This is a genomic window from Streptomyces longhuiensis, assembly GCF_020616555.1.
GTDB lineage: Bacteria > Actinomycetota > Actinomycetes > Streptomycetales > Streptomycetaceae > Streptomyces > Streptomyces longhuiensis.
In genome coordinates this window covers 7,502,209-7,525,892 of sequence record NZ_CP085173.1, presented here as the reverse complement: position 1 = coordinate 7,525,892, position 23,684 = coordinate 7,502,209, and the positions used below count along the sequence as shown (strand labels likewise).

Annotated in this window: 22 protein-coding genes; 5 read left to right on the top strand and 17 right to left on the bottom strand. The window is 72.5% G+C overall.

From position 1 onward, the window contains the following. Positions 1–40: 40 nt before the first annotated feature. On the bottom strand, positions 41–1,192 hold the full coding sequence (locus LGI35_RS34395; RefSeq protein ID WP_227298179.1) for a glycerate kinase: 1,152 nt from the start codon (positions 1,190–1,192) through the stop codon (positions 41–43). 259 nt (positions 1,193–1,451) lie between these two features. Here LGI35_RS34395 and LGI35_RS34390 point away from each other — a divergent pair, with 259 nt between their 5' ends. The 3 genes from LGI35_RS34390 (at position 1,452) to LGI35_RS34380 (ending at position 3,862) form a co-directional block, all read left to right on the top strand. After that, on the top strand, positions 1,452–2,513 hold the full coding sequence (locus LGI35_RS34390; RefSeq protein ID WP_227298178.1) for an ADP-ribosylglycohydrolase family protein: 1,062 nt from the start codon (positions 1,452–1,454) through the stop codon (positions 2,511–2,513). Between the two features lie 44 nt (positions 2,514–2,557). After that, positions 2,558–3,055: an NUDIX domain-containing protein gene (locus LGI35_RS34385; RefSeq protein WP_227298177.1), complete on the top strand. Its 498-nt coding sequence runs from the start codon at positions 2,558–2,560 to the stop codon at positions 3,053–3,055. A 69-nt stretch (positions 3,056–3,124) separates the two neighbouring features. After that, positions 3,125–3,862, top strand: coding sequence for an SIR2 family NAD-dependent protein deacylase (locus LGI35_RS34380; protein WP_227298176.1), 738 nt, complete (start codon positions 3,125–3,127; stop codon positions 3,860–3,862). Between the two features lie 30 nt (positions 3,863–3,892). Here the strand turns inward: LGI35_RS34380 and LGI35_RS34375 are convergent, their stop codons facing one another. The 5 genes from LGI35_RS34375 to LGI35_RS34355 form a co-directional block, all read right to left on the bottom strand. Next, on the bottom strand, positions 3,893–5,128 hold the full coding sequence (locus tag LGI35_RS34375; RefSeq protein WP_227298175.1) for a cytochrome P450: 1,236 nt from the start codon (positions 5,126–5,128) through the stop codon (positions 3,893–3,895). Positions 5,129–5,152: 24 nt separating this feature from the next. Next, a complete protein-coding gene (locus tag LGI35_RS34370) occupies positions 5,153–6,544 on the bottom strand; it encodes an NAD(P)/FAD-dependent oxidoreductase (protein ID WP_227298174.1) in 1,392 nt (463 codons plus the stop codon). Next, positions 6,534–6,758, bottom strand: coding sequence for a ferredoxin (locus LGI35_RS34365; RefSeq protein WP_053747430.1), 225 nt, complete (start codon positions 6,756–6,758; stop codon positions 6,534–6,536). Before LGI35_RS34365 ends, LGI35_RS34370 begins: the two co-directional genes overlap by 11 nt. A 111-nt stretch (positions 6,759–6,869) precedes the next feature. After that, positions 6,870–7,508 carry a hypothetical protein gene (locus LGI35_RS34360; RefSeq protein ID WP_227298173.1) on the bottom strand — a complete coding sequence of 213 codons (639 nt, stop codon included), beginning with the start codon at positions 7,506–7,508 and terminating at the stop codon, positions 6,870–6,872. Between the two features lie 140 nt (positions 7,509–7,648). Continuing rightward, positions 7,649–8,287 (bottom strand): TMEM175 family protein, encoded by a 639-nt coding sequence (locus tag LGI35_RS34355; protein WP_227298172.1) that lies wholly within the window; start codon positions 8,285–8,287, stop codon positions 7,649–7,651. 128 nt (positions 8,288–8,415) lie between these two features. Between LGI35_RS34355 and LGI35_RS34350 the strand changes: the two genes are divergently transcribed. Then, positions 8,416–9,843, top strand: coding sequence for an alpha/beta hydrolase family protein (locus tag LGI35_RS34350; RefSeq protein ID WP_227298171.1), 1,428 nt, complete (start codon positions 8,416–8,418; stop codon positions 9,841–9,843). Between the two features lie 115 nt (positions 9,844–9,958). Here the strand turns inward: LGI35_RS34350 and LGI35_RS34345 are convergent, their stop codons facing one another. The 11 genes from LGI35_RS34345 to LGI35_RS34295 all read right to left on the bottom strand — a co-directional run bounded on the left by LGI35_RS34345 (position 9,959) and on the right by LGI35_RS34295 (position 22,494). Then, entirely contained in the window at positions 9,959–10,447 is a 489-nt protein-coding gene (locus LGI35_RS34345; protein WP_227298170.1) for a methylated-DNA--[protein]-cysteine S-methyltransferase, read from the bottom strand. Between the two features lie 13 nt (positions 10,448–10,460). Then, a complete protein-coding gene (locus LGI35_RS34340) occupies positions 10,461–11,927 on the bottom strand; it encodes a DNA-3-methyladenine glycosylase 2 family protein (RefSeq protein ID WP_227298169.1) in 1,467 nt (488 codons plus the stop codon). A gap of 88 nt (positions 11,928–12,015) precedes the next feature. After that, complete coding sequence (locus tag LGI35_RS34335) at positions 12,016–12,531, bottom strand: O-acetyl-ADP-ribose deacetylase (RefSeq protein WP_227298168.1); 516 nt, start codon at positions 12,529–12,531, stop codon at positions 12,016–12,018. After that, the gene (locus LGI35_RS34330) at positions 12,528–13,937 is read right to left on the bottom strand and encodes a phytoene desaturase family protein (RefSeq protein WP_227300647.1); all 1,410 of its coding nucleotides are present in this window, start codon (positions 13,935–13,937) and stop codon (positions 12,528–12,530) included. The genes LGI35_RS34335 and LGI35_RS34330 overlap by 4 nt, the downstream gene beginning before the upstream one ends. Positions 13,938–14,107: 170 nt before the next feature. Then, positions 14,108–14,959: an inositol monophosphatase family protein gene (locus LGI35_RS34325; protein ID WP_227298167.1), complete on the bottom strand. Its 852-nt coding sequence runs from the start codon at positions 14,957–14,959 to the stop codon at positions 14,108–14,110. Between the two features lie 116 nt (positions 14,960–15,075). After that, positions 15,076–16,920, bottom strand: coding sequence for a gamma-glutamyltransferase family protein (locus LGI35_RS34320; RefSeq protein ID WP_227298166.1), 1,845 nt, complete (start codon positions 16,918–16,920; stop codon positions 15,076–15,078). A gap of 19 nt (positions 16,921–16,939) precedes the next feature. After that, entirely contained in the window at positions 16,940–17,986 is a 1,047-nt protein-coding gene (locus LGI35_RS34315) for an ABC transporter ATP-binding protein (protein WP_227298165.1), read from the bottom strand. Continuing rightward, a complete protein-coding gene (locus LGI35_RS34310; RefSeq protein WP_227298164.1) occupies positions 17,983–19,020 on the bottom strand; it encodes an ABC transporter ATP-binding protein in 1,038 nt (345 codons plus the stop codon). The genes LGI35_RS34315 and LGI35_RS34310 overlap by 4 nt, the downstream gene beginning before the upstream one ends. Beyond that, a complete protein-coding gene (locus LGI35_RS34305) occupies positions 19,017–19,892 on the bottom strand; it encodes an ABC transporter permease (protein ID WP_227298163.1) in 876 nt (291 codons plus the stop codon). Before LGI35_RS34305 ends, LGI35_RS34310 begins: the two co-directional genes overlap by 4 nt. Next, positions 19,889–20,842 (bottom strand): ABC transporter permease, encoded by a 954-nt coding sequence (locus tag LGI35_RS34300; RefSeq protein ID WP_116513313.1) that lies wholly within the window; start codon positions 20,840–20,842, stop codon positions 19,889–19,891. The genes LGI35_RS34305 and LGI35_RS34300 overlap by 4 nt, the downstream gene beginning before the upstream one ends. 80 nt (positions 20,843–20,922) lie before the next feature. Beyond that, positions 20,923–22,494 carry an ABC transporter substrate-binding protein gene (locus tag LGI35_RS34295; RefSeq protein ID WP_227298161.1) on the bottom strand — a complete coding sequence of 524 codons (1,572 nt, stop codon included), beginning with the start codon at positions 22,492–22,494 and terminating at the stop codon, positions 20,923–20,925. 325 nt (positions 22,495–22,819) lie between these two features. Here LGI35_RS34295 and LGI35_RS34290 point away from each other — a divergent pair, with 325 nt between their 5' ends. Beyond that, complete coding sequence (locus tag LGI35_RS34290; RefSeq protein WP_227298160.1) at positions 22,820–23,680, top strand: AraC family transcriptional regulator; 861 nt, start codon at positions 22,820–22,822, stop codon at positions 23,678–23,680. Positions 23,681–23,684: the final 4 nt, after the last annotated feature.

Sequence of the window (23,684 nt, the reverse complement as noted above, 5' to 3'; positions counted from 1 at the left end):
CCTCACCCCGGCGCGCGTCAGGCGTCAGGCGCCACACAATTCACGCGAGGAAATCGCGGGCGATCCGCTCCGCCACCGTCTCCAGGATCGGGCCCGCCTCGGCGATGCAGCGGGCCACGTCCGGCTCCACGTCCGTGAGGGCGTAGGCGCGGCGGATGCCCGCGCGGCCCAGGGCCTCCGGCTGGAGGGCGAGACGGCCGCAGACCGCCACGACCTCGATGCCCGCCGCGCGGGCCGCCGCGGCGACGCCCGCCGGGGCCTTGCCGTGCAGCGTCTGCTCGTCGAGGGAGCCCTCGCCGGTGATGACGAGGGTGGCGCGGGCGAGCGCGGGCGCGAAGCCGAGGACGTCGAGCATGACCTCGATCCCGGCCCGAAAGCTCGCTCCGAGGCCGACGAGGGCCCCGTAGCCGATGCCGCCGGCGGCTCCGGCGCCGGGCGAGTCGGCGTACTCGAGTGCCTTCGGGCCGATCGCCTTGGCCAGGACCCGAGCGAAGTGGGCCAGCGCCGCGTCCAGGGTGGCGACGTCGTCTGTCGTCGCGCCCTTCTGCGGGCCGTACACCGCGGGCGCGCCCTTCGGGCCGGTCAGCGGGTTGTCGACGTCGCTGGCGAGGACGATCTCCACGTCCGCCAGGCGCGGGTCGAGCCCCGAGAGGTCGGCCGTGGCCAGGTCGGCGAGGGGCCCGCCGCCCGGGCCGACGGGCTTGCCGTCCGCGTCCAGGAAGCGCGCGCCGAGCGCGGCCAGCATTCCGGCGCCGCCGTCGGTCGTGGCGCTGCCGCCCACGCCGAACACGATGGAGCGGGCGCCCGCGTCGAGCGCCGCGGCGAGCAGTTCGCCGGATCCGTACGTGGTCGAGGTCAGCGGCGCGAAGACGCCTTCGGGCAGCAGCTGGAGCCCGGACGCCTCGGCCATCTCGACGACGGCGGTGCCGTCGCGCAGGGCGTACGCCGCCGTGACCTCGTCACCGAGCGGCCCGGTCACCCGCACCTCGCGGCGCTCGAAACCGGCCGCCACGGCCGCGGCCACCGTGCCGTCCCCGCCGTCCGCGACGGGCACGGACTCGACCGTCACCCCGGGCGCGATCCGCCGCAGGCCGGCCGTGACCCGCTCCGCGACCTGCACGGCCGTGAGCGAGCCCTTGAACTTGTCCGCGGCGATGAGCACGTGCTCCGCCGTCACTCCAGCGTCCGCCACCTTGCATTCCCCTTGCTTTCGCGCCTTGCTCCCGCAAGGCAGTCGCGCCGCTGCGACCTTAACCGGAGGTGGGGGCCGCTGCCCATGGCTGTCCGGTCCGCGAAACGGCGCACCCGGACGATAAGTCCTTACATTCCCGCTCATAGCGGGGCGCCCCGAGCGCGGAAATGATCGATCAGCCGGGCGCGGTGCGGCCGGTCCGGCGCCCGGTTCGGGACGCCTCGCCCCGCCGCGCCCCCTCATCGGGTACACCAAGGACATGACCCCAGTGGGCAGCGACCTTCAGGACCGGGTGCTCGGCGGCTGGCTCGGCCGGATCGCCGGCAACATGCTCGGCAAGCCGGTGGAACAGGGCGAGTACTGGACCCGGGCGCGCATCGACGGCTATCTGCGGCGGGCCGCCGCCCTGCCTCTCACGGACTATCTGCCCGAACCCGCCGACGAGTCGGACGGCCTCGCGCTGCGTCCGGAGTGGCGCCGGTGCGTGCGCGGGCGGATCCATGGCAGCTGCCGGGACGACGACGTGGACTACGCGATCCTCGGCCTGCACCTCCTGGAGACGTACGGCTTCGCCTTCTCCACGGAACAGGTGGGTGATCTGTGGCTGCTGAGGCTGCCGTATCTGCAGACGTTCACCGCGGAGCGGGTGGCGTACCGCAATCTCGCGAACGGGCTGAAGCCGCCGCTCACGGCGACGTACGACAACCCGTACCAGGAGTGGATCGGCGCGCTGATCCGGGCCGACGTCTTCGGCTGGACCTGCCCGGGCGACCCGCGCCGCGCCGCCTCCCTGGCCCGCCGCGACGCGGTCCTGTCCCATACGGGCAACGGCGTGTACGGGGCGATGTGGGCGGCGGCGCTCGTCGCGGCGGCGTTCACGGCGCCGGGCCCGCGCGCCGCGCTGGAGACCGCGCTCACCGTGATCCCGGCGAGCAGCCGACTGGCCCGCACGGTGCGCCGCACGGCGACGCTCCACGCGTCGCGGCTGAGCTGGGAGGAGACGCTGGCCACGCTGGAGGAGGAGACGGCCGGGCTCGGCTGGATCCACACGGTCCCGAACGCGGCCGTCATCACGGCCGGACTCCTGTACGGCGACGGGGACTTCACCCGCACCCTCGCGCTCACGGTGCGCGGCGGCCTGGACACCGACTCGAACGGCGCGACGGCCGGGTCCGTGGCCGGTGTGCTGTGCGGGGCGGCGGCGATCCCGGCGCGGTGGAAGGACCCGTTGGAGGACCGGGTGCGCAGCGCGGTGTTCGGGTTCGACGGCGCGCGGATCAGCGAACTCGCGGCGCGTACGGTCGAGTTGGCCGAGGCGTAGTCCGGCGGGCGCGGGCCCCGGCTCACGGTCGTTAGGCTTCCCGCATGACTGCCTCCGCCGAGTTCGCCGCGTACATCGCGGGTCTCCCCCGCGTCCTGTGCGGCGCCGCCGCGCTCTTCCGTGACTCCGAGGGGCGCGTGCTGCTCGTCGAGCCGAACTACCGCGACGGGTGGGCGCTGCCCGGCGGCACCGTCGAGTCCGACACCGGGGAGACCCCGCGCCAGGGGGCCCGGCGCGAGACCGCCGAGGAGATCGGCCTCGACGTGGAGCTCGGCCGGCTGCTCGCGGTCGACTGGGTGTCCGGCACGGCCGCGCGGCCGCCGCTCGTGGCGTACCTGTACGACGGCGGGGTCCTGGACGAGGACCGCTTCAAGGCGATCAGGCTCCAGGAGGAGGAACTGCTCTCCTGGCGCCTGGTGGACCGCGCCGACCTGCCGGAGCACCTGCCGGGCTCGCTCGGCCGCCGCGTCCTCACGGCGCTCGACGTGCTCACGGGGGGCGAGGGCACGGCCGAGCTGGAGGACGGCAACCGCGTGGGCTGACGCGGCCTCGCGCGGCATCCGCCGATATCGCCTCGCGGTTCCCGCGGCGGGGCGCCTACCCTCGGCGGCATGAGCACGCAGCCCCTCGTCGCGATTCTCAGTGGTGCAGGCATCTCCACGGACTCCGGGATCCCGGACTACCGCGGGCCGAACGGCCTGTGGCGACGGGATCCGGAGGCGGAGAAGCTCGTCACGTACGAGTACTACATGGCTGATCCGGAGATCCGGCGCCGGTCGTGGCAGATGCGGCGGAAGAACCGGACCCTTGCCGCCGAACCGAACGGCGCGCACCGGGCCGTCGCCGAGCTGGAGCGGGCCGGTGTGCCCGTGCGGGTGATCACGCAGAACGTGGACGGGCTGCACCAGCTCGCCGGGATGCCCGCCCGCAAGGTCCTCGAACTGCACGGCTCCGCACGGAGTTTCGTGTGCACCGGCTGTCATGCGCGCGGGCCCATGCAGGACGCCCTCGCCCGGGTCGAGGCCGGCGAGGACGACCCGCCGTGCCTGGAGTGCGGGGGGATCCTCAAGTCGGCGACCGTGATGTTCGGGGAGCGGCTCGATCCGGTGGTGCTGGGTGAGGCCGTCGCGATCACCAAGGCGTGCCAGGTGTTCGTCGCCGTGGGGAGCACTCTTCAGGTGCAGCCCGCCGCCGGGCTCGCCGGTGTTGCCGCGGACAACGGGGCACGGCTCGTCATCGTCAACGCCGAGGCGACGCCGTACGACGAACTGGCCGACGAAGTCATCCGCGAACCCATCGGCACCGCGCTGCCGAAGCTGCTGCGCCAACTCGGCACGGCGCACCCCTGAGGCCGGACAGGCCCCAAGGGCGGACGGGCCCTAAGGGCGGATCCCGTCGCAAGCGATGGACAGATGCCGCGGCCCGCGCAGCACGGCGTTCTGCCGGTACGGCGGCGGATCCTCCAGCAGCCGTGGGTTCTCCAGCCTCCGGGCCAGTTCCGACAGGGCGAACTGGGCCTCCAGCCGGGCGAGTGGTGCGCCGAAGCAGCTGTGGATGCCGCTGCCCAGGCCGAGGTGCTGGATGTCGCGGCGGTCGGGGTCGAAGCGGTCGGGGTCCTCGAAGCGCTGGGGGTCGCGGTTGCCGGAGGCCAGGACCAGCCACAGCGAGGCGCCCTTGGGAATGGTGACGCCGCGAACCTCGATGTCGGTGAGGGTGGTGCGCTGCGGCACCAGTTGTACCGGCGGCTCGAAGCGCAGCAGCTCCTCGACGATGGGCACGGCCAGCCGAGGATCCGCCCGCAGCCGCTCCAGGACATCGGGATTGCGCAGCAGGGTCAGCATTCCGTTGGTGACCAGATTGACGGTGGTCTCGTGCCCCGCGATCAGCAGCAGCGCTGCCGTGCTGAGCAGTTCCATGGTGGTCATCGCCCCGTCCTCGCCCGTGGCGGTCGCCAGTTCGGAGAGCATGTCCTCCCCGGGATTCTTGCGGCGCTCCTCGACCAGGCCGGCCAGGTACATGCCCAACTGCATACGGGCCTCCTGCGAGACCTTGCCCCGCTCGGCCGGATCCGCGTCCGGGTCGGGATCCAGGCCGGCGGCGATGGTGTCCGCCCAGGTGTGGAAACGTGCCTCGTCCTCGCGCGGCACCCCCAGCAGCCGGCAGATCACGGTCACCGGGAAGGGGTACGAGAACTGGTCCACCAGGTCGATCCGGCCCGGGTCGCCGATGTCGTCGATGAGGCCGGACACGATGCCGTGCAGCTCTTGGCGCATCCCGTCGACCCGGCGGGGGGAGTGCGGCGGGCCGAAAGGCCGGTTCGTCATGCGTCGCAGCCGGTCGTGTTCCGGCGGGTCGAGCCGGAGGAAGCTCGGCGGCAGGGCACCTTCCCCCTGGGCCCCCTCGGCCAGCGGGTCGTGGGTGGTCGAGGACAGATTGCGGGCGTCGGAACTGATCCGAGGATCGTGCAGGAGGCTGCGGATCTCGTAGTACGTGCTGATGACGTACGGCCCGTCGGCTTCGTGATGGATCGGCGTCTTCCGCAGCTCTTCGTAGATCGGGTACGGATCGGCGCGGTTGGCGTAGTCCAGGACCTGGTGCAGCAGGGATGGCGTCATGGCGAGTCCTCGTGGCCGTGCGCGTCAGTGCGCGGGGGTGAACGTCATCCGGCGGTCGGCCGGCGAGTAACCGCTGAGGGTCACGGTGGGGCCGTGGGTGGGGACCGACGGATCGGGGAAGTCCGCGTCGATCGGCCGCTGCCCGTCCGGGCGCCGGTCGACCGTGTCGAAGGGCGGCGGGAACGACGCGGTGGTCTCGATCAGCTCCTGGTAGAACGGCAGCCACTTGGCCTGGTCGAAGGCGACCGCGCCGATGACGCGCCCCTGATACCCGTAGACACCGACGAACCGCTGGTCCTGGAGCGAGCCCTGCGAGATGAGGATCTCCGTCCCCAGCGACGGCACCCCGACGGACTTGATGTTGACTCCGAACTGCGCGGACCAGAAGGCCGGCACCTCCATGTGAGGGAGGCGGTCGGTGCTCTCGCTGAGCATGTTGTGCGCCGCGATCCGGGCCTGTGAGACGGCGTTGCCCCAGTGCTCCAGGGACAGGAACTGGTAGCTGAACAGGGCGTGAGGGGAGCGGGCGACGTCGCCCGCCGCATAGATGTCGTCGGTGACGATTCCGCGGATGTCGAAGGCGCGGCAGCCGGCGTCGCAGGCGATGCCGCGGGGGCCCGCCCCGAGTCCGGACCCGGAGAGCCATTCGGTGTTGCGGATGGCCCCGAGCGAGACGATCACCACGTCGGCCTCCACGGTGGAGCCGTCGGACAAGTGCGCGACGCGTACCCGGCCCGAGGTGTCGCCCTCCAGAGCGGTGACCATGACCCCGCATCGCAGGTCGACACCGTGCTGGCGCTGGAGCTCGGCGGCGACCGCGCCGACCACCCCGCCGAGGGCGCCGACCAGGGGCGCCGCGCCGCGCTCGGCGACGGTGACGGGGAGGCCGCGTTCGCGGCAGGCGGAGGCGATCTCCGAGCCGGTGAACCCGGCCCCGATGACGAGGACCCGCTGGGGTCCCGCGTCGAGCCGCCGCGCGAGCGCGGCACTGTCGTCGCGGGTCCGCAGGACGAAGACGCCGTCGAGTTCCGCCTCGGCCGCACGCGGCCAGGGCCGCGCCCGGACCCCGGTGGCGATCAGCAGCCGGTCGTACGGCACCTCGTCGCCGTCGGCCAGCCGCACCCGCCTCGCGGCCCTGTCCAGGCCGGTGGCCGGGACACCCAGCCGCCAGGTGGCGTCCACCGATCGGAGCCTGGGCAGTGCGGTGCGGTCGGCGCCGGCCCTGCCCAGCAGCACCTGCTTGGAGAGCGGGGGCCGGTCGTACGGCTCGTGGGGCTCGTCGCCGATGATGGTCAGGGAGCCCGCGAAGCCCTCGCTCCGCAGGGTCTCGGCAGCGCGCAGGCCGGCCAGTGAGGCGCCCACGACGACGATGCGGCCCTCGCGTTTGAGCTGTTCCAGGTATCCGTCACCGAGCACCGGACACCGCCTCGGCCGGTACGTCCACCGCGTCGACGAGGATGGCCTGAACCGGGCAGGCAGCGGCGGCCTGGGCCAGCTTCGCGCGCTGCGCCTCGTCGGCCTCCGGGTCGTACAGCAGTGCCTCCTCGCCGTGCATGGCGAAGATCTCCGGCGCGAGGAACGCGCACTGCGCGTATCCCTGACAACGGTTCAGGTCGACGGCAATCCTCACCACGGGATCGGTCCTCTCCAACAGCCCTGTCAGCCCCCTGTGACCACCCTCGGGGTCCGGACGGGATGCGGCGACGAGAAGGCAACCGTTCGAGTGAGCGGTGCGATCGGCTCAGGTCGGTGTGACCGGCTGCGGCCGGGCGGGACGCCGACCCCGCAGGATGTTCAGGCTGAGGAGCAACGCCCAGGCCGGGAAGACCAGTTCGGACCAGGGCACGTTCGCTCCCACCACGAGCAGCGTGAGGCCCGCCAGATAGCCGAAAACGATGAGCGGGCGCGGAAGGACGCCGAGACGACGGCCGATGGTCGACGTCGTGATGATGAACACGGCCGCCATCCGCATGGAGTACGTGGTCATCAGGACGTAGGCGAAGTGCCGGCCGAAGGGAGGGTGCTGCTGACTCTCGGCGAGCACGGTTCCCGCTGCCGCGGCAGCGCCGAACAGGGTGGCGACGAAGACCAGGCCACTGCCCAGGAACACGGTGGACAAGAACCGGTCCTCGCCCTCTCCGGCATGCTCGCGCACGGCGCCCATGAACCACAGGAAGGCGATCCCGGCGAACGGGAGCAGCTCCAGCGCCGTCCGCAGGGCGCTGCGCTGTCCGGCACCGACGGTTACGTGGCCCCCGCCGGTGCCGTCGGGCAAGGCGATGCGCATCAGGACGATCGCCGCGGCCATCAGGATCGCGAACACCACCCCGGCCACCCCGGCGGCCCAGGGTGTCGCGAGGCGCTCGTGCTTTCGCTCCATGGTCTCCCGCTCTCTGCCCGGTCCTCCTTCGTACAGACACCAGCGATCCAGGGACTCGCGCCACCGGAGTCACCCGCGAGGGAGACCGCGGTGCGCCATACAGGCGCCTCGGCGGATCCAGCGCCACCGGCCCGGGCTCTTCATCGCCGGCCGGCCGCGCGAAGGCGCTTGCCCCTGTTCCCCGTCACGGCTTTGACAGGGATCAGTACCACCCACCACCACTTCGCGCCCGCCGGGGACACGAAGGCGAGGGGCACGGCGACGGCGAAGACCAGCACGACCGATGCCAGATCGGCCACATCGTTGCGCGCGACGGGATCGGGAAGTGCCTCGCGACCGAGCCACGGGCGCTTCCACAACACGACTGCCAGCGCGAGCTGTGCGGCCCCCATGGCCGCGACGGCGCCGGAGTAGAGGGCCACCGCCTGCGGCTGGTCCCCGTACTCGGCCAGCAGGGTGGTGGGGAACGGCATCAGGGCGATCAGTCCCAGGCCCAGCAGCCCGATCCGGATGACCGTCCCATCGACTTCCCGTGTGGACCGGAACATCTCGTGGTGGCCCCGCCAGAACGCCGCGATCACCAGAAAGCTGATGGCGTACGCCCACAGGTTGGGCACCACATCTCCCAGCGCCCGCTCGAAACCGGCGGGGTCCAGCCCGGCGGGCAGCGTGATGTCCAGCGCCAGCAGCGTCATCGCGATCGCGAACACGCCGTCCGACAGCGCGAGGAATCGCGCCGCGCTCCCCTCGTCGTCCCGTGGTCGCTGATGGCCGTTCACAACCCCTCACCCTAGGGTCAAATGCCCTGAACTGCCCTGATAGATCCTTGAAGATGCTGCGACCGTTCGGAGGACCGTCGGGAGTGGCGGGCCGCTCCCGCGCAAGGCCTGCTCCTACGTTCGGTCTCATGACGAACGCAGACACAGACCGCGCGCAGGCGCCCACCCGACGGGGCGCGCTCGCCGGGCTCGCCGTCGGCGCGGGGGCCGTCGTGCTGTCCGCGGCGTCGGCCTGCTCTGCGAGCCCGGACCCGGCGTTCGTGACGAGGCGTGGAGCCGACGCCTCGGCCCCGGCCTCGGCACCTGCGGCGTCGCCGACGCCCGGTGCCATGCGGTTGTTCAAGGACCCCGGGCTCAACTTCAACGCGCTGCTCGCGCTCGGCGGCGCCGGGTTCGGCGCGGCCGAGGTCGGCGAGGTGCTGACCGCCGTCAACGCCATCAACGCCGCCGGGGCGAACGAGCAGACCTACACCGCCGAGTTCCGCCGCTGGGGCGACCGGCTGACCGCCGACGCCTCGCCCCACCGCCAGACGCGCCGCGCCCACGCACTGCGCGCCGCCCAGTACTACGGGCAGGCGCTGTTCTTCGTCCTCGGCTCGGACGCCCCGGGGGACGAGAAGAAGCTCTACCTCGCGGGGCGCCGTTCGTGGGACACGTTCGCCCGGCTGTGCGCACCGGCGGCCGTCACCGACCAGGTCCCCTACCGGGGCGGGGTCAAGATCCCCGTCTGGTTCTTCCGCCCCGACGACTCGGGCCGGGCCCGGCCGACCGTCATCCTCACCAACGGCAGCGACGGCCCGAACGTCGACATGTGGACCTACGGCGTCTCCGCCGCGCTCGCCCGCGGCTGGAACGCGCTCGTCTACGACGGCCCCGGCCAGGGCCGGCTGCTCTACGTCGACGAGCAGGTCTTCAGCCCGCGCTGGGAGCAGGTGGTCTCGCCGCTCGTGGACTGGCTGGAGCGGCGCAAGGACGTCGACGCCCGCCGGATCGCGCTGACCGGCCTGTCCATGGGCGGTGACCTCGCACCGCGCGCCGCGGCCTTCGAGCACCGGATCGCCGCCCTGGCCGCGCTGCCGGGCTGCCTCGCCCCGTGGCTGGGCTTCCCGCAGGAGCTCCGGGACATCGTGACCCCCGACAAGGCGGAGACCAACCGCATCTGGAACGAGGAGGTCGCGCCCGAGCTGAAGCCGTCCGAGCGGTTCGTCATCACGAAGCGGATCGAGCCCTTCTCGATCCCGGCGATGCTCGCCGCCCGGCGAGGCCGGCTCTTCACCGACTTCTGGACACCGGCCCAGCGGATCAGGGCGCTCGACATCACCCGGGTCGTGCGCCGCATCGCGTGCCCCACGCTGGTGCTCGACTACGACGACGAGCTGTTCTACCCGGGGCAGCCGCGCAAGTTCTTCGACCTGCTGCGCACGCGCAAGGAGTACCGGCTCATGCGGGCGGCCACCGGCGCCCAGCTGCACTGCTCGCCGATGGCGCCGCAACAGCACTGCGAGGTCGTCTTCGACTGGCTGGAGGACACCCTGGGTCGGGGCGATCGCCCGTAGCGCCGCGAGGGATCCCGCACGAGGGATCCCTCGAAAGGGATCCCTCGAAAGGGATCCCTCGAAAGGGATCCCTCGAAAGGGATCCCTCGAAAGGGGCGCCTCGTAAGGGGTGCCGCTAGAACAGCGCCGCGCCCCGTTCGAAGTCGAGCAGGCGCTGCTTGCGCTCCAGGCCGCCGCCGTAGCCGGTCAGGCCGCCGTTCGCGCCGATGACGCGGTGGCAGGGGACGATGACGCCGACGGGGTTCTTGCCGTTGGCGAGACCCACCGCGCGGGACGCGTTCGCGTTGCCGAGGGCCTCGGCGAGCTCCCCGTAGGTGCGGGTCTCCCCGTACGGGATGCGCTGGAGCTGCTCCCAGACGCCGCGCTGGAACGGGGTGCCTTCGAGGCGCAGCGGCAGGTCGAACTCTTTCAACTCGCCCCGGAAATAGGCTTCCAGCTGATCGACGACCGCCCCGAAGGGCCGGCCGTCGCGCTCCCCGAAGGTCTCCTCGGCGGGGCGGTGGCGCTGGTCGGTCATGTAGAGGCCGCTGAGCGTGCCGTCGGTGGCGACGAGCGTGAGCGGCCCGTAGGGGCTGTCGATGACGTGGTGCTGCTTGCCGGTCATGGTGCTGAATCCCTTACGCGGGGAGGAAGTTGATCGGGTGGTCGTCGGTGGCCCACAGGTACTGGACGGCGTACGCGCGCCAAGGGCGCCAGGAAGCGGCGCGCGCGGTGAGCGCGGCCGGGGTGTGGGGCAGCCCCAACTCCTGTGCGGCGCGCCGCATTCCGAGGTCGGTGGGCAGGAAGGCGTCCGGGTCGCCGAGGGCGCGCATCGCGATGACCTCGACCGTCCAGGGGCCGAAGCCGGGCAGCGCCATGAGCCGGTCGCGGGCCTCGTCCCAGTCGCTCTCGGGGCCGAGGACGAGGGTGCCCTCCGCGAGTTCGCGCACCAGCGTCGTCAGGGTGGTGCGGCGGCTGCGCGGCAGGGCGAGCGCCTCGGGGTCGAGGGCCGCCAGGGCCGCCGGTGAGGGGAAGAGGTGGGTGAGGCCGCCCTCGGGGTCGTCGACGGGCTCGCCGTGCGCGGTGACGAGGCGGGCGGCGTGGGTGCGGGCGGCGGCCGTGGACACCTGCTGGCCGAGCACGGCGCGCACCGCGAACTCGGGCTCGTCGACGGTGCGCGGCACCCGGCGGCCCGGCGCCTTGTCGACTAGCGGCGCGAGCAGCGGGTCGGCGCGCAGCTGCTCGTCGACGGCGACGGGGTCGGCGTCGAGGTCGAGCATGCGGCGGCAGCGGCTGATCGCGACGGTCAGATCGCGCTGGTCGGTGAGGACGAGGCGGCAGCCGATGTGGTCGGGGGCGGGTGTGAGGGTCACGATGCCGTGCCCGTAGGGGAGGCGCAGCGTGCGCCGGTACGCGCCGTCGCGCCATTCCTCGACGCCGGGTACGGCGGTCGCGGCGAGGTGGCCGAAGAGGTTGTCGGGGTTGAGCGGGGCGCGGAACGGGAGGCGCAGCGTGATCGCGCCGGGTGCCGACGCGCCGTTCCTGGGCGCGCGGGTGCGCAGCTCGCTCGGGGAGAGCGCGAAGACCTCACGGACCGTGTCGTTGAAGGTGCGGATCGAGGAGAAGCCCGCGGCGAACGCGATGTCGGCCATCGGCAGCTCGGTCGTCTCGACGAGGATGCGCGCGGTCTGGGCGCGCTGGGCCCGGGCCAGGGCGAGGGGACCCGCGCCCAGCTCGGCGAGGAGCTGGCGCTCGACCTGCCGGGTGCTGTAGCCGAGGCGTCCGGCGAGGCCGGGGACGCCCTCGCGGTCGACGACGCCGTCGCCGATGAGGCGCATGGCGCGGGCCACCAGGTCGGCGCGCTGGTTCCACTCGGGGGAGCCGGGGCTCGTGTCGGGGCGGCAGCGCTTGCAGGCCCGGAATCCGGCCTGCTGGCAGGCCGCGGCGCTGGGCAGGAAGGTCATGTTCTCGGGCTTCGGAGGCACTACCGGGCAGCTGGGCCTGCAGTAGATCCGGGTCGTCAGGACGGCGGTGAAGAACCAGCCGTCGAAGCGGGCGTCCTTGGACTGGACGGCCCGGACGCATCGGTCGGTGTCGGTGTGCATGAAGCAAGCATGGCCGAAGGCCGCCGCCCCCGGCTGGCGAGAATCCGACATCAAGGTGTGTGCCGGTCCGGCTCCCGAAGAGGAGCTGTCAGTCGGCGAGGGCCTCGGCGAAGGCGGCGTACGCCCTGTCGTCGAAGAGGACGAACCGCACCTCTTCGACCGGCGGCCCGGCGACCTCCCGCACGGTGCGGACCGCGATGCGCGCCCCGTCGTCCAGCGGCCAGCCGTAGATCCCGGTCGAGATCGCGGGGAAGGCCACGGTCCGGGCGCCGAGCCCGGACGCCACGCGCAGCGACTCGCGGTAGCAGGAGGCGAGCAGCTCGGATCGGTCCAGGGAAGCGGACCACACCGGGCCGACGGTGTGGATCACATGTCCGGCGTCGAGGTTCCCGGCCGTCGTGGCGACCGCCTGCCCGGTGGCCAGGCCCTTGCCGTAGTGCGAGGCGCGGAGCCTGCGGCACTCGGCGAGGATCTCGGGGCCGCCGCGCCGGTGGATCGCGCCGTCGACCCCGCCGCCACCGAGCAGCGAGGAGTTCGCCGCGTTCACGATCGCGTCGGCGGTCTCGGCGGTGATGTCGCCCTTGACCAGGGTGATTCGGGTCATGACGCGCGGATCCTCCTCCACACGGCCTTGGCCGCGTTGTGCCCGGACATGCCGTGGACTCCCGGCCCCGGCGGGCTCGCGGACGAGCAGATGAAGACGGCGGGATGCGGCGTCGTGTACGGCGACAGGGACAGCTTCGGCCGCAGCAGCAGCTGGAGCCCGCTCACCGCGCCGCAGGCGATGTCACCGCCCACATAGTTCGCGTTCCGCGCGGCCAGCTCGGGCGGTCCGGCCGTGGCCCGCGCCAGGATCCGGTCGCGGAACCCGGGTGCGAAGCGCTCCAGCTGCCGCTCGACGGCGTCGGTGAGATCGCCGTCCCAGCCGCTCGGGACATGCCCGTACGCCCAGAAGACGTGCTTGCCCGCCGGGGCCCTGGAAGGGTCCATGACACTGGGCTGGACGGTGATGAGGAAGGGCTTGTCCGGGGCGCGGCCCTCGCGGGACGCGGCGTGCAGGGCGGCCGCGATGTCGCGGCTGCCGGGCCCGACCTGGACGGTGCCCGCGCTCCTGGCCTCCTTCGCCGTCCACGGCACGGGTCCGTCGAGCGCGTAGTCGAGCTTGAAGACGCTCGCGCCGTACCGGAAGCGCTCGTAGTAGCTGCCGAGCCCGGCGATGCGGGCGAGCGCCGTGGGCGAGGTGTCGAAGATGTAGGCGCGGGCGGGCGGCAGGTCGTCGAGGCGCTTGATCTCGTAGTTCGTGTGGACGGCTCCGCCGAGGTCCTCGAGGTACGCGGTGAGCGCGTCGGAGATCGACTGCGAGCCGCCGCGGGCGACGGGCCAGCCGCGGGCGTGACCGGCGAGCGCGAAGACGAGGCCGACGGCTCCCGTGCCGAGGCCGCCGAGCGGGGCGATCGCATGGGCGACGAGGCCGGAGAACAGGGCGCGCGCCCGGTCGTCGCGGAAGCGGCGCATCAGCCATGTGGACGGCGGGAGCCCCGCGAGCCCGAAGCGGGCCAGGGTGAGCGGGTCGCGCGGCAGGGTGGTCAGCGGCAGCGCCATGAAGTCGCGCGCGAGGGCGTCCCACTTGGGCAGGAAGGGGGCGACGAGCCGGCGGTAGGTGCCCGCGTCGTGCGGCCCGAACGAGGCGGCCGTCTCGGCGACGGAGCGTGACAGCACGGCCGCGCTGCCGTCGGGGAAGGGGTGCGCCATGGGGAGCTCGGCGTGCAGCCACTCCAGGCCGTACCGCTCCAGCGGCATGTCCCTGAACGCGGGTGAGTTGATCCCCAGAGGGTGAGCGGCCGAGCACGGGTCGTGACGGAATCCTGGGAGGGTGAGCTCCTCGGTGCGCGCGCCTCCGCCGACGGTGTCCCTGGCCTCGAAGACGGCCACGGAGAGGCCTCGGCGGGCCAGCTCCACGGCAGCGGTCAGGCCGTTCGGTCCCGCACCCACGACGACGGCATCGAGCATCGACGGCACCTTCGGACTCCTTTGTCAGCCGAGGCCACTGGCCGCCAGGATATGCCGGATGGCTGACAGAGCCGGGGCGCGGGGCGTTCCCGGACGGACTGCGCGAGGGTGCGCCGAGGGTCGGTGCAGGTCATGGGCGCGGGCGCCCGCCGGGGCGCCCGGCCGCCGGGTCACTCGCCGCCGAGCAGGCCCACCACGCGCCGGGCGGTGGCCTTGTCCCGGGCCGCCGTGAACGGCAGTGCGTTCCCCCCGGTGATCCGGAAGGGCTCGCCCGCCTTCGTCAGGTGCGTGCCGCCCGCCTCCTCGACGAGCAGCACCCCCGCGGCGTGGTCCCAGGCGGCTTCCCACGAGAAGGCGGTGGCGTCCAACTCACCGCGGGCGACGGCCAGATACTCGAGGCCGGCCGAGCCGCACGGGCGCGGGCGCACCCCGTCGGCCCACAGGCCCAGGAGGTCGCGCTTCTGCGCGTCCGTCGTGTAGTCGGGGTGCGACGTCGCCACGTCGATGGACTCGTCCGCACCGGGCGAACCCGCGTGCAGCGCCTCGCCGTTGAGCCAGGCTCCCTTGCCGCGGACCGCCACGGCGAACTCGCCGAGCGCGGGTGCGAACGTCCAGGAGGCGTGGACCGTGCCGTGCTGGGCGAGCGCGACGAGCATGCAGAACCCGGGGTCTCCGTGGACGAACTGGCGGGTGCCGTCGACCGGGTCGACGATCCACACCGGGGCGTCCTCACCTATCGCGTCGTAGACCGCGTAGTCGGCGTGCACCGCCTCCTCGCCGACCACCACGGAGCCGGGCAGCAGGGCGCCCAGCTCTCGGGTCAGATATTCCTCGGCCAGCCGGTCGGCCGTGGTCACGAGGTCGTGCGGGCCGCTCTTCTGGGAGACGTCACCCTCGGCGAGCTGCCGGAAGCGGGGCATCACCTCTGCTGCGGCGGCGGCGCGCACGGCGCGCTCCACCTCGGTGACCCCGTGTGCGAGAAAGTCGTCGATGCTTTCCGTCGTTTCCTGTGCTTCGATCATGCGTCCATGAGAGCACGCTCCACTGACAATTCGTACCCGCCCGGTGTACGAGGGGTGGAATCCCCGTGAAATCCGCGGAACCCCACCCCTGATCCGTCCGTACACCGCCCGATCGGTCAGCGGCCGACGGCGTACCCCTGCATCCCGCGCGGGTTGGCCGCGGCCGACAGGACACCGGTCTCCGGGTCACGGGCGACGGCGCACAGACGGCCCTCCGACCAGGGCTCGCCGACCGTCACGTCGTGGCCGCGGCGGCGCAGCTCCTCGATGACGTCCTCGCCGACGCGGGACTCGACGGTGACGCTGCCGGGCCGCATGCCGCGCGGGAAGAAGGAGCCGGGGAAGGAGTCGTTGTGCCAGTTCGGGGCGTCGACCGCGCCCTGGAGGTCGAGCCCGCCGCGCACGGCCGCGCGCAGGGCGACGGCGAGGAAGAAGTGGACCTGCCACTGGTCCTGCTGGTCGCCTCCGGGTGTGCCGAACGCGAGGACCGGCACCCCGTCCTTCAGGGCGAGCGAGGGCGTCAGCGTCGTACGGGGACGGCGTCCCGGCGTGAGGGAGTTCGGCAGACCCTCTTCCAGCCAGGCCATCTGGAGACGGGTGCCGAGCGGGAAGCCGAGCTCGGGCACGACGGGGTTCGACTGGAGCCAGCCGCCGGAGGGCGTCGCGGCGACCATGTTGCCCCAGCGGTCGACGATGTCGAGGTGGCAGGTGTCGCCACGGGTCGCGCCGTCCGCGGCGACCTCCTGATCACCGCTCTTGGCGACGGTGGGCTCACCGGCTCCGGCGCCCGCGATCCCCATGGCGTCGAACCCGTCCTCCCCCGCGGCCACGGCGTGCGCGTGCGCGGAGATCCGGGGCTCGGCGCCGAGCGGGCTGCCCGGCCGCAGCTCGTGGGACGCCTTGTCGCCGATGAGGGCGCGGCGCGCGGCGTTGTACTCGTCGGACAGGAGCTCGGCGACGGGCACGTCCCCGGGGCCGGCGTCCCCGTACCAGGCCTCGCGGTCGGCCATGGCGAGCTTGCAGCCCTCGATGAGCAGGTGGACGTACTCGGCGGAGCCGTAGGCGGGCAGCTCGGCGGGGAGGAGGGCGAGCTGCTGGAGGAAGGCGGGGCCCTGGCTCCAGCCGCCGGCCTTGCACAGGGTCCAGCCGTTCCAGTCGTACGTGGCGGGCGCCTCGTAGGTCGCGGACCAGCCGGCCAGGTCGGCGGCGGTGAGCGTGCCGGTGTGGTGGGTGCCGCTGGTGTCCATGGTGGGCCGGCCGGCCTGCCGGACGAGGGCCTCGGCGATGAAGCCCTCGCGCCAGATCGCGCGGGCGGCCTCGATCTCGGCGACCCGCTTGTCGCCGGCGTCGCCCGCGATCTCCCGGGCCTCCTCGATGACGCGCCGCCACGTCGCGGCGAGCTGCGGGTTGCGGAAGAGCTCGCCGGGCTTCGGGGAGGCGCCGTCCTTGAGGTAGACCTCGGCCGAGGAGGGCCACTCGTCCTCGAAGAGGGCGCGCACGGTCTCGACGGTCTCGCCGACGCGCTCCACGGGCGCGTGCCCGTCCTCCGCGTACCCGATCGCGTAACTCAGGACCTCCGCCAGGGACTTGGTGCCGTGGTCCTTCAGGAGGAGCATCCAGGCGTCGAACGCGCCGGGCACGGCGGCGGCCAGGGGGCCGGTGCCGGGGACGAGGTCCAGACCGAGGGCGCGGTAGTGGGCGACGGTGGCCCCGGCGGGCGCGACGCCCTGCCCGCACAGGACGCGGACGTCCTCGCCGACGGGGGCGAGGATGATCGGGACCTCACCGGCGGGGCCGTTCAGGTGGGGTTCGACGACGTGCAGGACGAAGCCCGCGGCGACGGCGGCGTCGTAGGCGTTGCCACCGCTCTCCAGGACGGCCATGGCCGACTGGGAGGCGAGCCAGTGGGTGGACGAGACCATGCCGAAGGTGCCTTGCAGGGTCGGCCGGGTGGTGAACAAGGGTGGAGCTCCTCGGGCGTCAGGCGGATGCGGGGCGGCTGTGAGGGATCGTACGAAGTGAGGTGTCGGCGTCCGCGGGACGGGGTGCCGCGGCGTCGGGGGCGGTGCCGTCGTCGGCGACGAGGTGGCAGGACACCTCACGGCCGCTGTCCAGGGTGCGCAGGGCCGGGACCTCGGTGCGGCAGCGGTCGACGGCGAGCGGGCAGCGCGTGTGGAAGCGGCAGCCGGGCGGGGGCGCCAGCGGGCTGGGGAGTTCGCCGCTGAGGACGATCCGTTCGCGGGTGCGCTGGGTGACCGGGTCGGGCACGGGCGCCGCGGACAGGAGGGCCTGCGTGTAGGGGTGCTTGGGGTCGGCGAACAGCTCGGCGGTGGGGGCCTGTTCGACGATCTGGCCGAGGTACATGACCGCGATCCGGTCGGCGAGGTACTCGACGGCGGCGAGGTCGTGGGTGATGAACAGGCAGCCGAAGCCGCGGTCGCGCTGGAGGTCGGCGAGCAGGTTGAGGACGGACGCCTGGACGGACACGTCGAGGGCGGAGGTCGGCTCGTCGGCGACGAGGAGCGCCGGGTCGACCGACAGGGCGCGGGCGATGGAGATGCGCTGGCGCTGGCCGCCGGACAGCTCGTGCGGGTGCCGCTCGGCGTGCTCGGGGCGAAGGCCCACCTGGGCGAGGAGTTCCGCCACGCGCGCGCGTGCCGCCTCGCCCTTCGCGATGCCGTGCAGCCGCAGCGGCTCGGCGACGATCTGCCCGACGGTCATGCGCGGGTCGAGGGACGACGAGGGATCCTGGAAGACGAGGTGGAAGTCCTTGCGCAGGGGGCGCAGGGCGCGCCGGGACATGGCCGTCACGTCGGTGCCGTTGATGTGTACGGTGCCGCCGGTGGGATCGTCGAGGCGTACGGCGCAGCGTCCGACGGTGGACTTGCCGCTGCCCGACTCCCCGACGAGGCCGACGACTTCGCCGCGGCCGACGGTCAGGGTGACGCCGTCGGCGGCGCGTACGGTGCCGCCGGGTGCGGTGAAGTGCCGCTCCAGGGCGTCGAGTTGCAGGACCGGGGTGCTCACTGTGCGGCCTCCTGGAGGGTGTTCGGGTGCCAGCAGGCGGTCAGGTGCGGGGCGCCGTCTCCGGCGCCGTCTCCGGCGTCGTCGGTGACGGACTTGAAGCCGGGCCTCGTCGTCGTGCACCGCTCGTCGGCGCGGGCGCAGCGCGGGGCGAAGGTGCAGGCGTCGGGCTGGGAGTCGAGGCTCGGCACGAGGCCGGGGATCTCGGGCAGGCGCCGCTTGCCGCCACCGTCCGCGGCCGCCGAGGCGCCGGGCCGCAGGACCGCCGAGAGGAGTCCGCGGGTGTACGGGTGGCGGGGCGTCGCGAACAGCTCGTCCACGGGGGCCTGTTCGACGGGCCGGCCCGCGTACATGACGAGGACGCGGTCGGCGATGTCGGCGACGACGCCGAGGTCGTGCGTGATGAGGACGATCGCCGTGCCGAGGCGTTCACGCAGCGACTGGAGGACCTCCAGGATGCCCGCCTGCACGGTGACGTCGAGGGCGGTGGTCGGCTCGTCGGCGATGAGGACGGCCGGGTCGCAGGCGACCGCGATGGCGATCATCACGCGCTGGCGCATACCGCCGGAGAGCTGGTGCGGGTACTCGTCGACGCGCTGGGCCGGGGCGGGGATGCCCACGAGGTCGAGGAGTTCGACGGCACGCGCGCGTGCCTCCTTCTTGCTCAGGCCCTGGTGGCGGCGGAGCACCTCGCCGATCTGCCGGCCGATGGTGAGGACCGGGTTCAGGGAGGTCATCGGCTCCTGGAAGATCATCGCGATGTCCTTGCCGCGGATCTTCCCGTACGCCTTGTCGTCGCCGCCCGCGAGTTCGCGTCCGCCGAGCCTGATCGACCCGGTGATGTGCGCGGTGGGCGGGAGCAGGCCCATGACGGCCATGGAGGTGACGGACTTGCCGCAGCCCGACTCGCCCACCACGGCGAGGACTTCACCGGCCGCGAGGTCGTACGAGACGTGGTCGACGGCGTGGACGGTGCGGGTGTCCGAACGGAAGGACACCGAGAGGTCGCGGACACTCAGCACGGGGTCGGGGCTCATCGGGTCGCTCCACGGGGGTCGAGGACGTCGCGCAGGCCGTCGCCGAGCAGGTTGAACGCCAGGGTCGCGGCGACGACGGCGAGGCCGGGGAAGACCGCCATCCAGGGCGCGGGCGCGAGGAAGGACTGGGCGGACGACAGCATCACGCCCAGGGACGGCTCGGGCGGCTGGACGCCGAGGCCGAGGAAGCTGAGCAGGGCCTCGCCGATGATCGCGGCGGGGATGCCGACGGTGGCCTGGACGACGAGCGCGGAGGTCGCGTTGGGCAGGATGTGCCGGAACAGGACGGTGCCGTCCCCTCCCCCGTTGGCGACGGCCGCGGCGACGTAGTCGACGTGCTTGAGCCGCAGGGTCTCCGCGCGGGTGATGCGGATGACGGCCGGGATCTGCGAGATGCCGATCGCGATCGTCGCGTTGGTGAGGGACGGGCCGAGGACGGCGGCGAGACCGACGGCCAGGACCAGGAAGGGGAACGCGAGCATCGTGTCGGTGACGCGCGAGACGACGCTGTCGGCGAGCTTGCCGTAGTAGCCGGCGAGCAGTCCGAGGGGGACGCCGATGATGAAGGCGAACACGACGGCGAGCACGCCCACCTGCATCGAGGCCCGGGCCCCGTAGACGACGCGGGACAGCTGGTCGCGGCCGAGGTCGTCGGTGCCGAGCCAGTGGCTCCAGCCGGGCGCCGCGAGAACGTTGTCGAAGTTCGGCTGCGCGGGGTCGTAGGGCGCGACGAGCGGTGCGAACAGCGCGGCGAGCACGAAGACCGCGGCGATGACGGCGCCCGTCATGGCGAGCTTGTTCCTGCGCAGGGCGCGCAGTTTGCCGCTCTTGGTCGCGCGGACCCGTATTCCTGTGAGGGCGAGCGTGGTCACCGGGCACCTCCGAGCCGGATGCGCGGGTCGATGACCGAGTACGCCACGTCGACCAGCAGGTTGATGAAGATGTACGCGGCCGACGTGCACAGCACCACGCCTTGCAGGGTCGCGTAGTCACGTGTGAAGACGGCGTCGATGGTGAGCTTGCCGAAGCCGGGGAGCACGAAGATCTGCTCGGTGACGACCGCGCCGGAGATCAGGTGGCCGAGCTGCAGACCGAGCACGGTGACGACCGTGACCAGGGAGTTCCGCAGGGCGTGGCCACCGACGACCTCGCGCCGGGACAGGCCCTTGGCGCGGGCGGTGCGGACGTAGTCGGCCGACAGGGAGTCGAGCATCGCGGCGCGCGTCTGACGCATGACGACGGCGGCGAGCCCGGATCCGAGGACGATCGCGGGCAGCACCATGCGGCGCAGGTTGTCGATCGGGTCGGTGCCGAAGGGGACGAAGCCGGAGGCCGCGAAGACGGGGACGACGATCGCGAAGGCGAGCACGAGCACGATGCCGAGCCAGAACGTGGGGACCGAGAGGCCGAGCAGGGCGAGGCCGTTGGCGATCCACTCCGCGGGCCTGCCGCGCCGCACGGCCGCGACGACACCGGCGCCGATTCCGAGGACGATCGCCAGCAGCAGGGAGAGCGCGGCGAGTTCGAGCGTGACGGGCAGCGCCTGCCCGATGGCGTCGGCGACCGGGAGGCCGGTGCGCGAGGACGTGCCCAGGTCACCCTGCAGGGCGTGGCCGATGAAACGCCCGTACTGGATCACGATGTTGTCGTCGAGCCCGTACTCGGCGCGGATCGCGGCGAGCGCGGCGGGGCTGCGCTCCTCACCCGCGAGGGCGAGGGCCGGGTCGCCCGGCAGGGCGCGGATCCCCGCGAAGACGACGATCGAGACGAGGATGAGCGTGATGACCGACTGCCGGACGCGGGTCAGGACGTACTTGGCCATGGGGTGCCCGGCGAGCAGCCCCTGCCCTTTCGCTGAGGCCTTCTTCGGCGTGGCCTGCTCTTCGGTGAGGTGAGCGGTCGTCACTTGGCGTACCCCGCATTCTTCACGCGGATCAGGCCGTCGCCGTAGACGCGTACGCCCGCGACGTCCTGCCCTGCGACGACGTAGTTCTTCTGGCGGTAGAGGTAGATGAGCGCGTGGGCGTCGTTGGCGCGGCGGGTCAGCTCGCCGTAGATCTTGGCGCGTTCGGCGGGGTCGGCCTCGGCGCGGCCGCGCTCGATGAGGGCGTCGATCTTGTCGTCCGAGAGGCCGTACGCGTTCATGGCGCCCTTCGTCTGCAGGAAGCTGGCGATGTTGCCGTCCGGGTCGAGGCGTCCGGACCAGCCGCTGTTGAACGCCTGGTAGTGACCGTCGTCGGTCTCCTCGAGCATGGTGGCGTACTCGGTGGGGCGCAGCGTGACCGCGAACCCGGCGTCCTTGGCCATGGCCTGGATGACCTGGCCGATGCGGCTCCACTCGGGCGTCGTGGAGGTCTTCAGCTCGACGTGCACCGGGGTCTTGACGCCCGCCTGCTTCAGCAGCCGCTTGGCCTTGGCCACATCGCGCCCGGGGCACTGCGACGCCTTGACGCCGGGCGCGAGCGCGGACTCCGGGGAGATCGGGCCGCACGCGGGCTCGTACATGCCCTGGAAGACGACCTTGTTGATGAGTGCGCGGTCGATGGAGAGCTCGAAGGCCTCGCGGACACGGACGTCGTTCGCCAGCGGGCTGTCGACGTGGCCCGGCGCCTGGCCGAGGCCCTTCACGTTGCCGACGTTGATGCCGATGCCCTGGTAGCCGAGCGACGGCGAGTTGAAGAGCTGGAGCTTGTTGTCGGTGAGGGCGCTCTTCACGTCCACGGGCACCATCTGGTCGCCGACCTGGATGTCGCCGGAGCGCAGGTTGGCGAGGCGGACGCTGCCGTCGGGTATCGGCTTGTAGATCACCTTGTCGAGGTGGACGTCGCGCGCGTCGTAGTAGTTCGGGTCCTTGGCGAGCACGATGCGGTCGCCGCCGACGCGCTCGACGAACTTGAACGGGCCGACGCAGGAGGGGTGGTTCGTGAAGTTCTTCCCGTACTTCTTGAGCGCGGCCGGGGACATCACCATGCCGGAGCGGTCGGCGAGCACGGCGGTGAGCGGGACGTAAGCCTGCTTGAGGGTGAGCTTCACCGCGTACGCGCCGGTGGCCTCGGCACTCTTGAGCGGGGTGAGTTCGGTGGCGCGGGCCGATCCCGGCAGGTCGCGGTGGCGCAGCAGCGAGGTGACGACGGCGGCCGCGTCGAGGGAGGTGCCGTCGCTGAACTTCAGGCCCTTGCGGACGGAGAAGGTGACGGTGCGGCCGTCCGCCGAGGTCTTCGGCAGCGCGGTGGCGAGCTGCGGGACGACCTTGCCCGCCTCGTCGACGTCGTAGAGCTTCTCGCACATGCCGGCGAAGACCGTGCGGCCTACGAGGGTCTGGGCGAGCGAGGGGTCGAGTTTGTCCGGGTCCGCGTTGAGAGCGACGGTGAGCGTGCCGCCGTCCCGTACGGGCCGGTCGTCGGTCATGCGCTCCCCGCCGACCTCGGTGGCCGAGGACTGGAGGGAGCCGCAGCCCGCGGTTGTGGACAACACCAGGGCAACTGCCGTGCAGGCAACCGCTGTTCGGCGCACGAGGAGATACCTCCGCCAGGGGACGAGTGTGCGGGACATCCTGTGGATGATCCGTGTGTGATCAAGGAATACCGCAGAACGTATTTCGCATACAGTCCACAGGCAAGAGGGTTGTCCGCATGGCGGAACACATTTGATGAAGATTGAATAACCGACCCCGACAAAGAAGGTCACAAAGCCCCTACCGGCCGGAACGGGCACGCCCGACCGGAACGGGCACAGGATGTCGGGTCCGCGACCATGGGCCCTCCCTAGCGTGAGCGATGTCAACAGGAAGGAGCCCGGGGTGCTTGACCGGCTCAACGAAGCCATGGACCACATCGAGCGCCACCTCGACCAGCGGATCGAGATCACCGAACTGGCCCGGATCGCGGCGACGTCGGAGTACCACTTCCGGCGGATGTTCTCCGCGCTCGCGGGGCTGCCGCTCTCCGAGTACATCCGGCGCAGGCGGCTGACCGTCGCCGGCGCGGAGGTGCTCTCCGGGGAGCGGACGCTCCTCGAGATCGCGGTGCGTCACGGCTACGGCTCGGGCGAGGCGTTCGCGCGGGCCTTCCGGGCCCTGCACGGTGTGGGCCCCGGCGAGGCCCGGCGGACCGGTGCGGCCCTGCGGTCCCAGCCCCGGATGTCCTTCCGGCTCATCGTCGAAGGGAACAGCACCATGCGATACCGAGTGATGGAGAAGCCCGAGTTCCACGTGGTCGGCAGGAAGGCGCGGGTCCCCCTCGTCCACGAGGGCATGAATCCGGCGATCGCCGACTTCATCCGGGGCATCGACAAGGAGACCGTGCGCCGGATCCACGCGCTGTCCGACCAGGAGCCCGAGGGGACCGTCTCGGTGAGCGACGATCTCGATCCGAGCCGCGCGGAGGGCACCGAACTCGACTACTACCACGCGGCGGTGTCCTCCGCCGCCGGTCCCGACGACCTGGACACCCTCACCGTCCCGGCGGGCACCTGGGCCGTCTTCGACAGCTCGGGCCCGTTCCCGCAGACGCTCCAGCACCTGTGGCGGGACGTGTTCACCCAGTGGTTCCCGTCCAACCCGTACCGGAGCCGTCCGGGCCCGGAAATCCTCAGCACGCGCCTGTCGTCCGACGCTTCGCAGGCGGACGCGCAGCTGTGGATCCCGGTCGAGCGGGAGTAGTTCC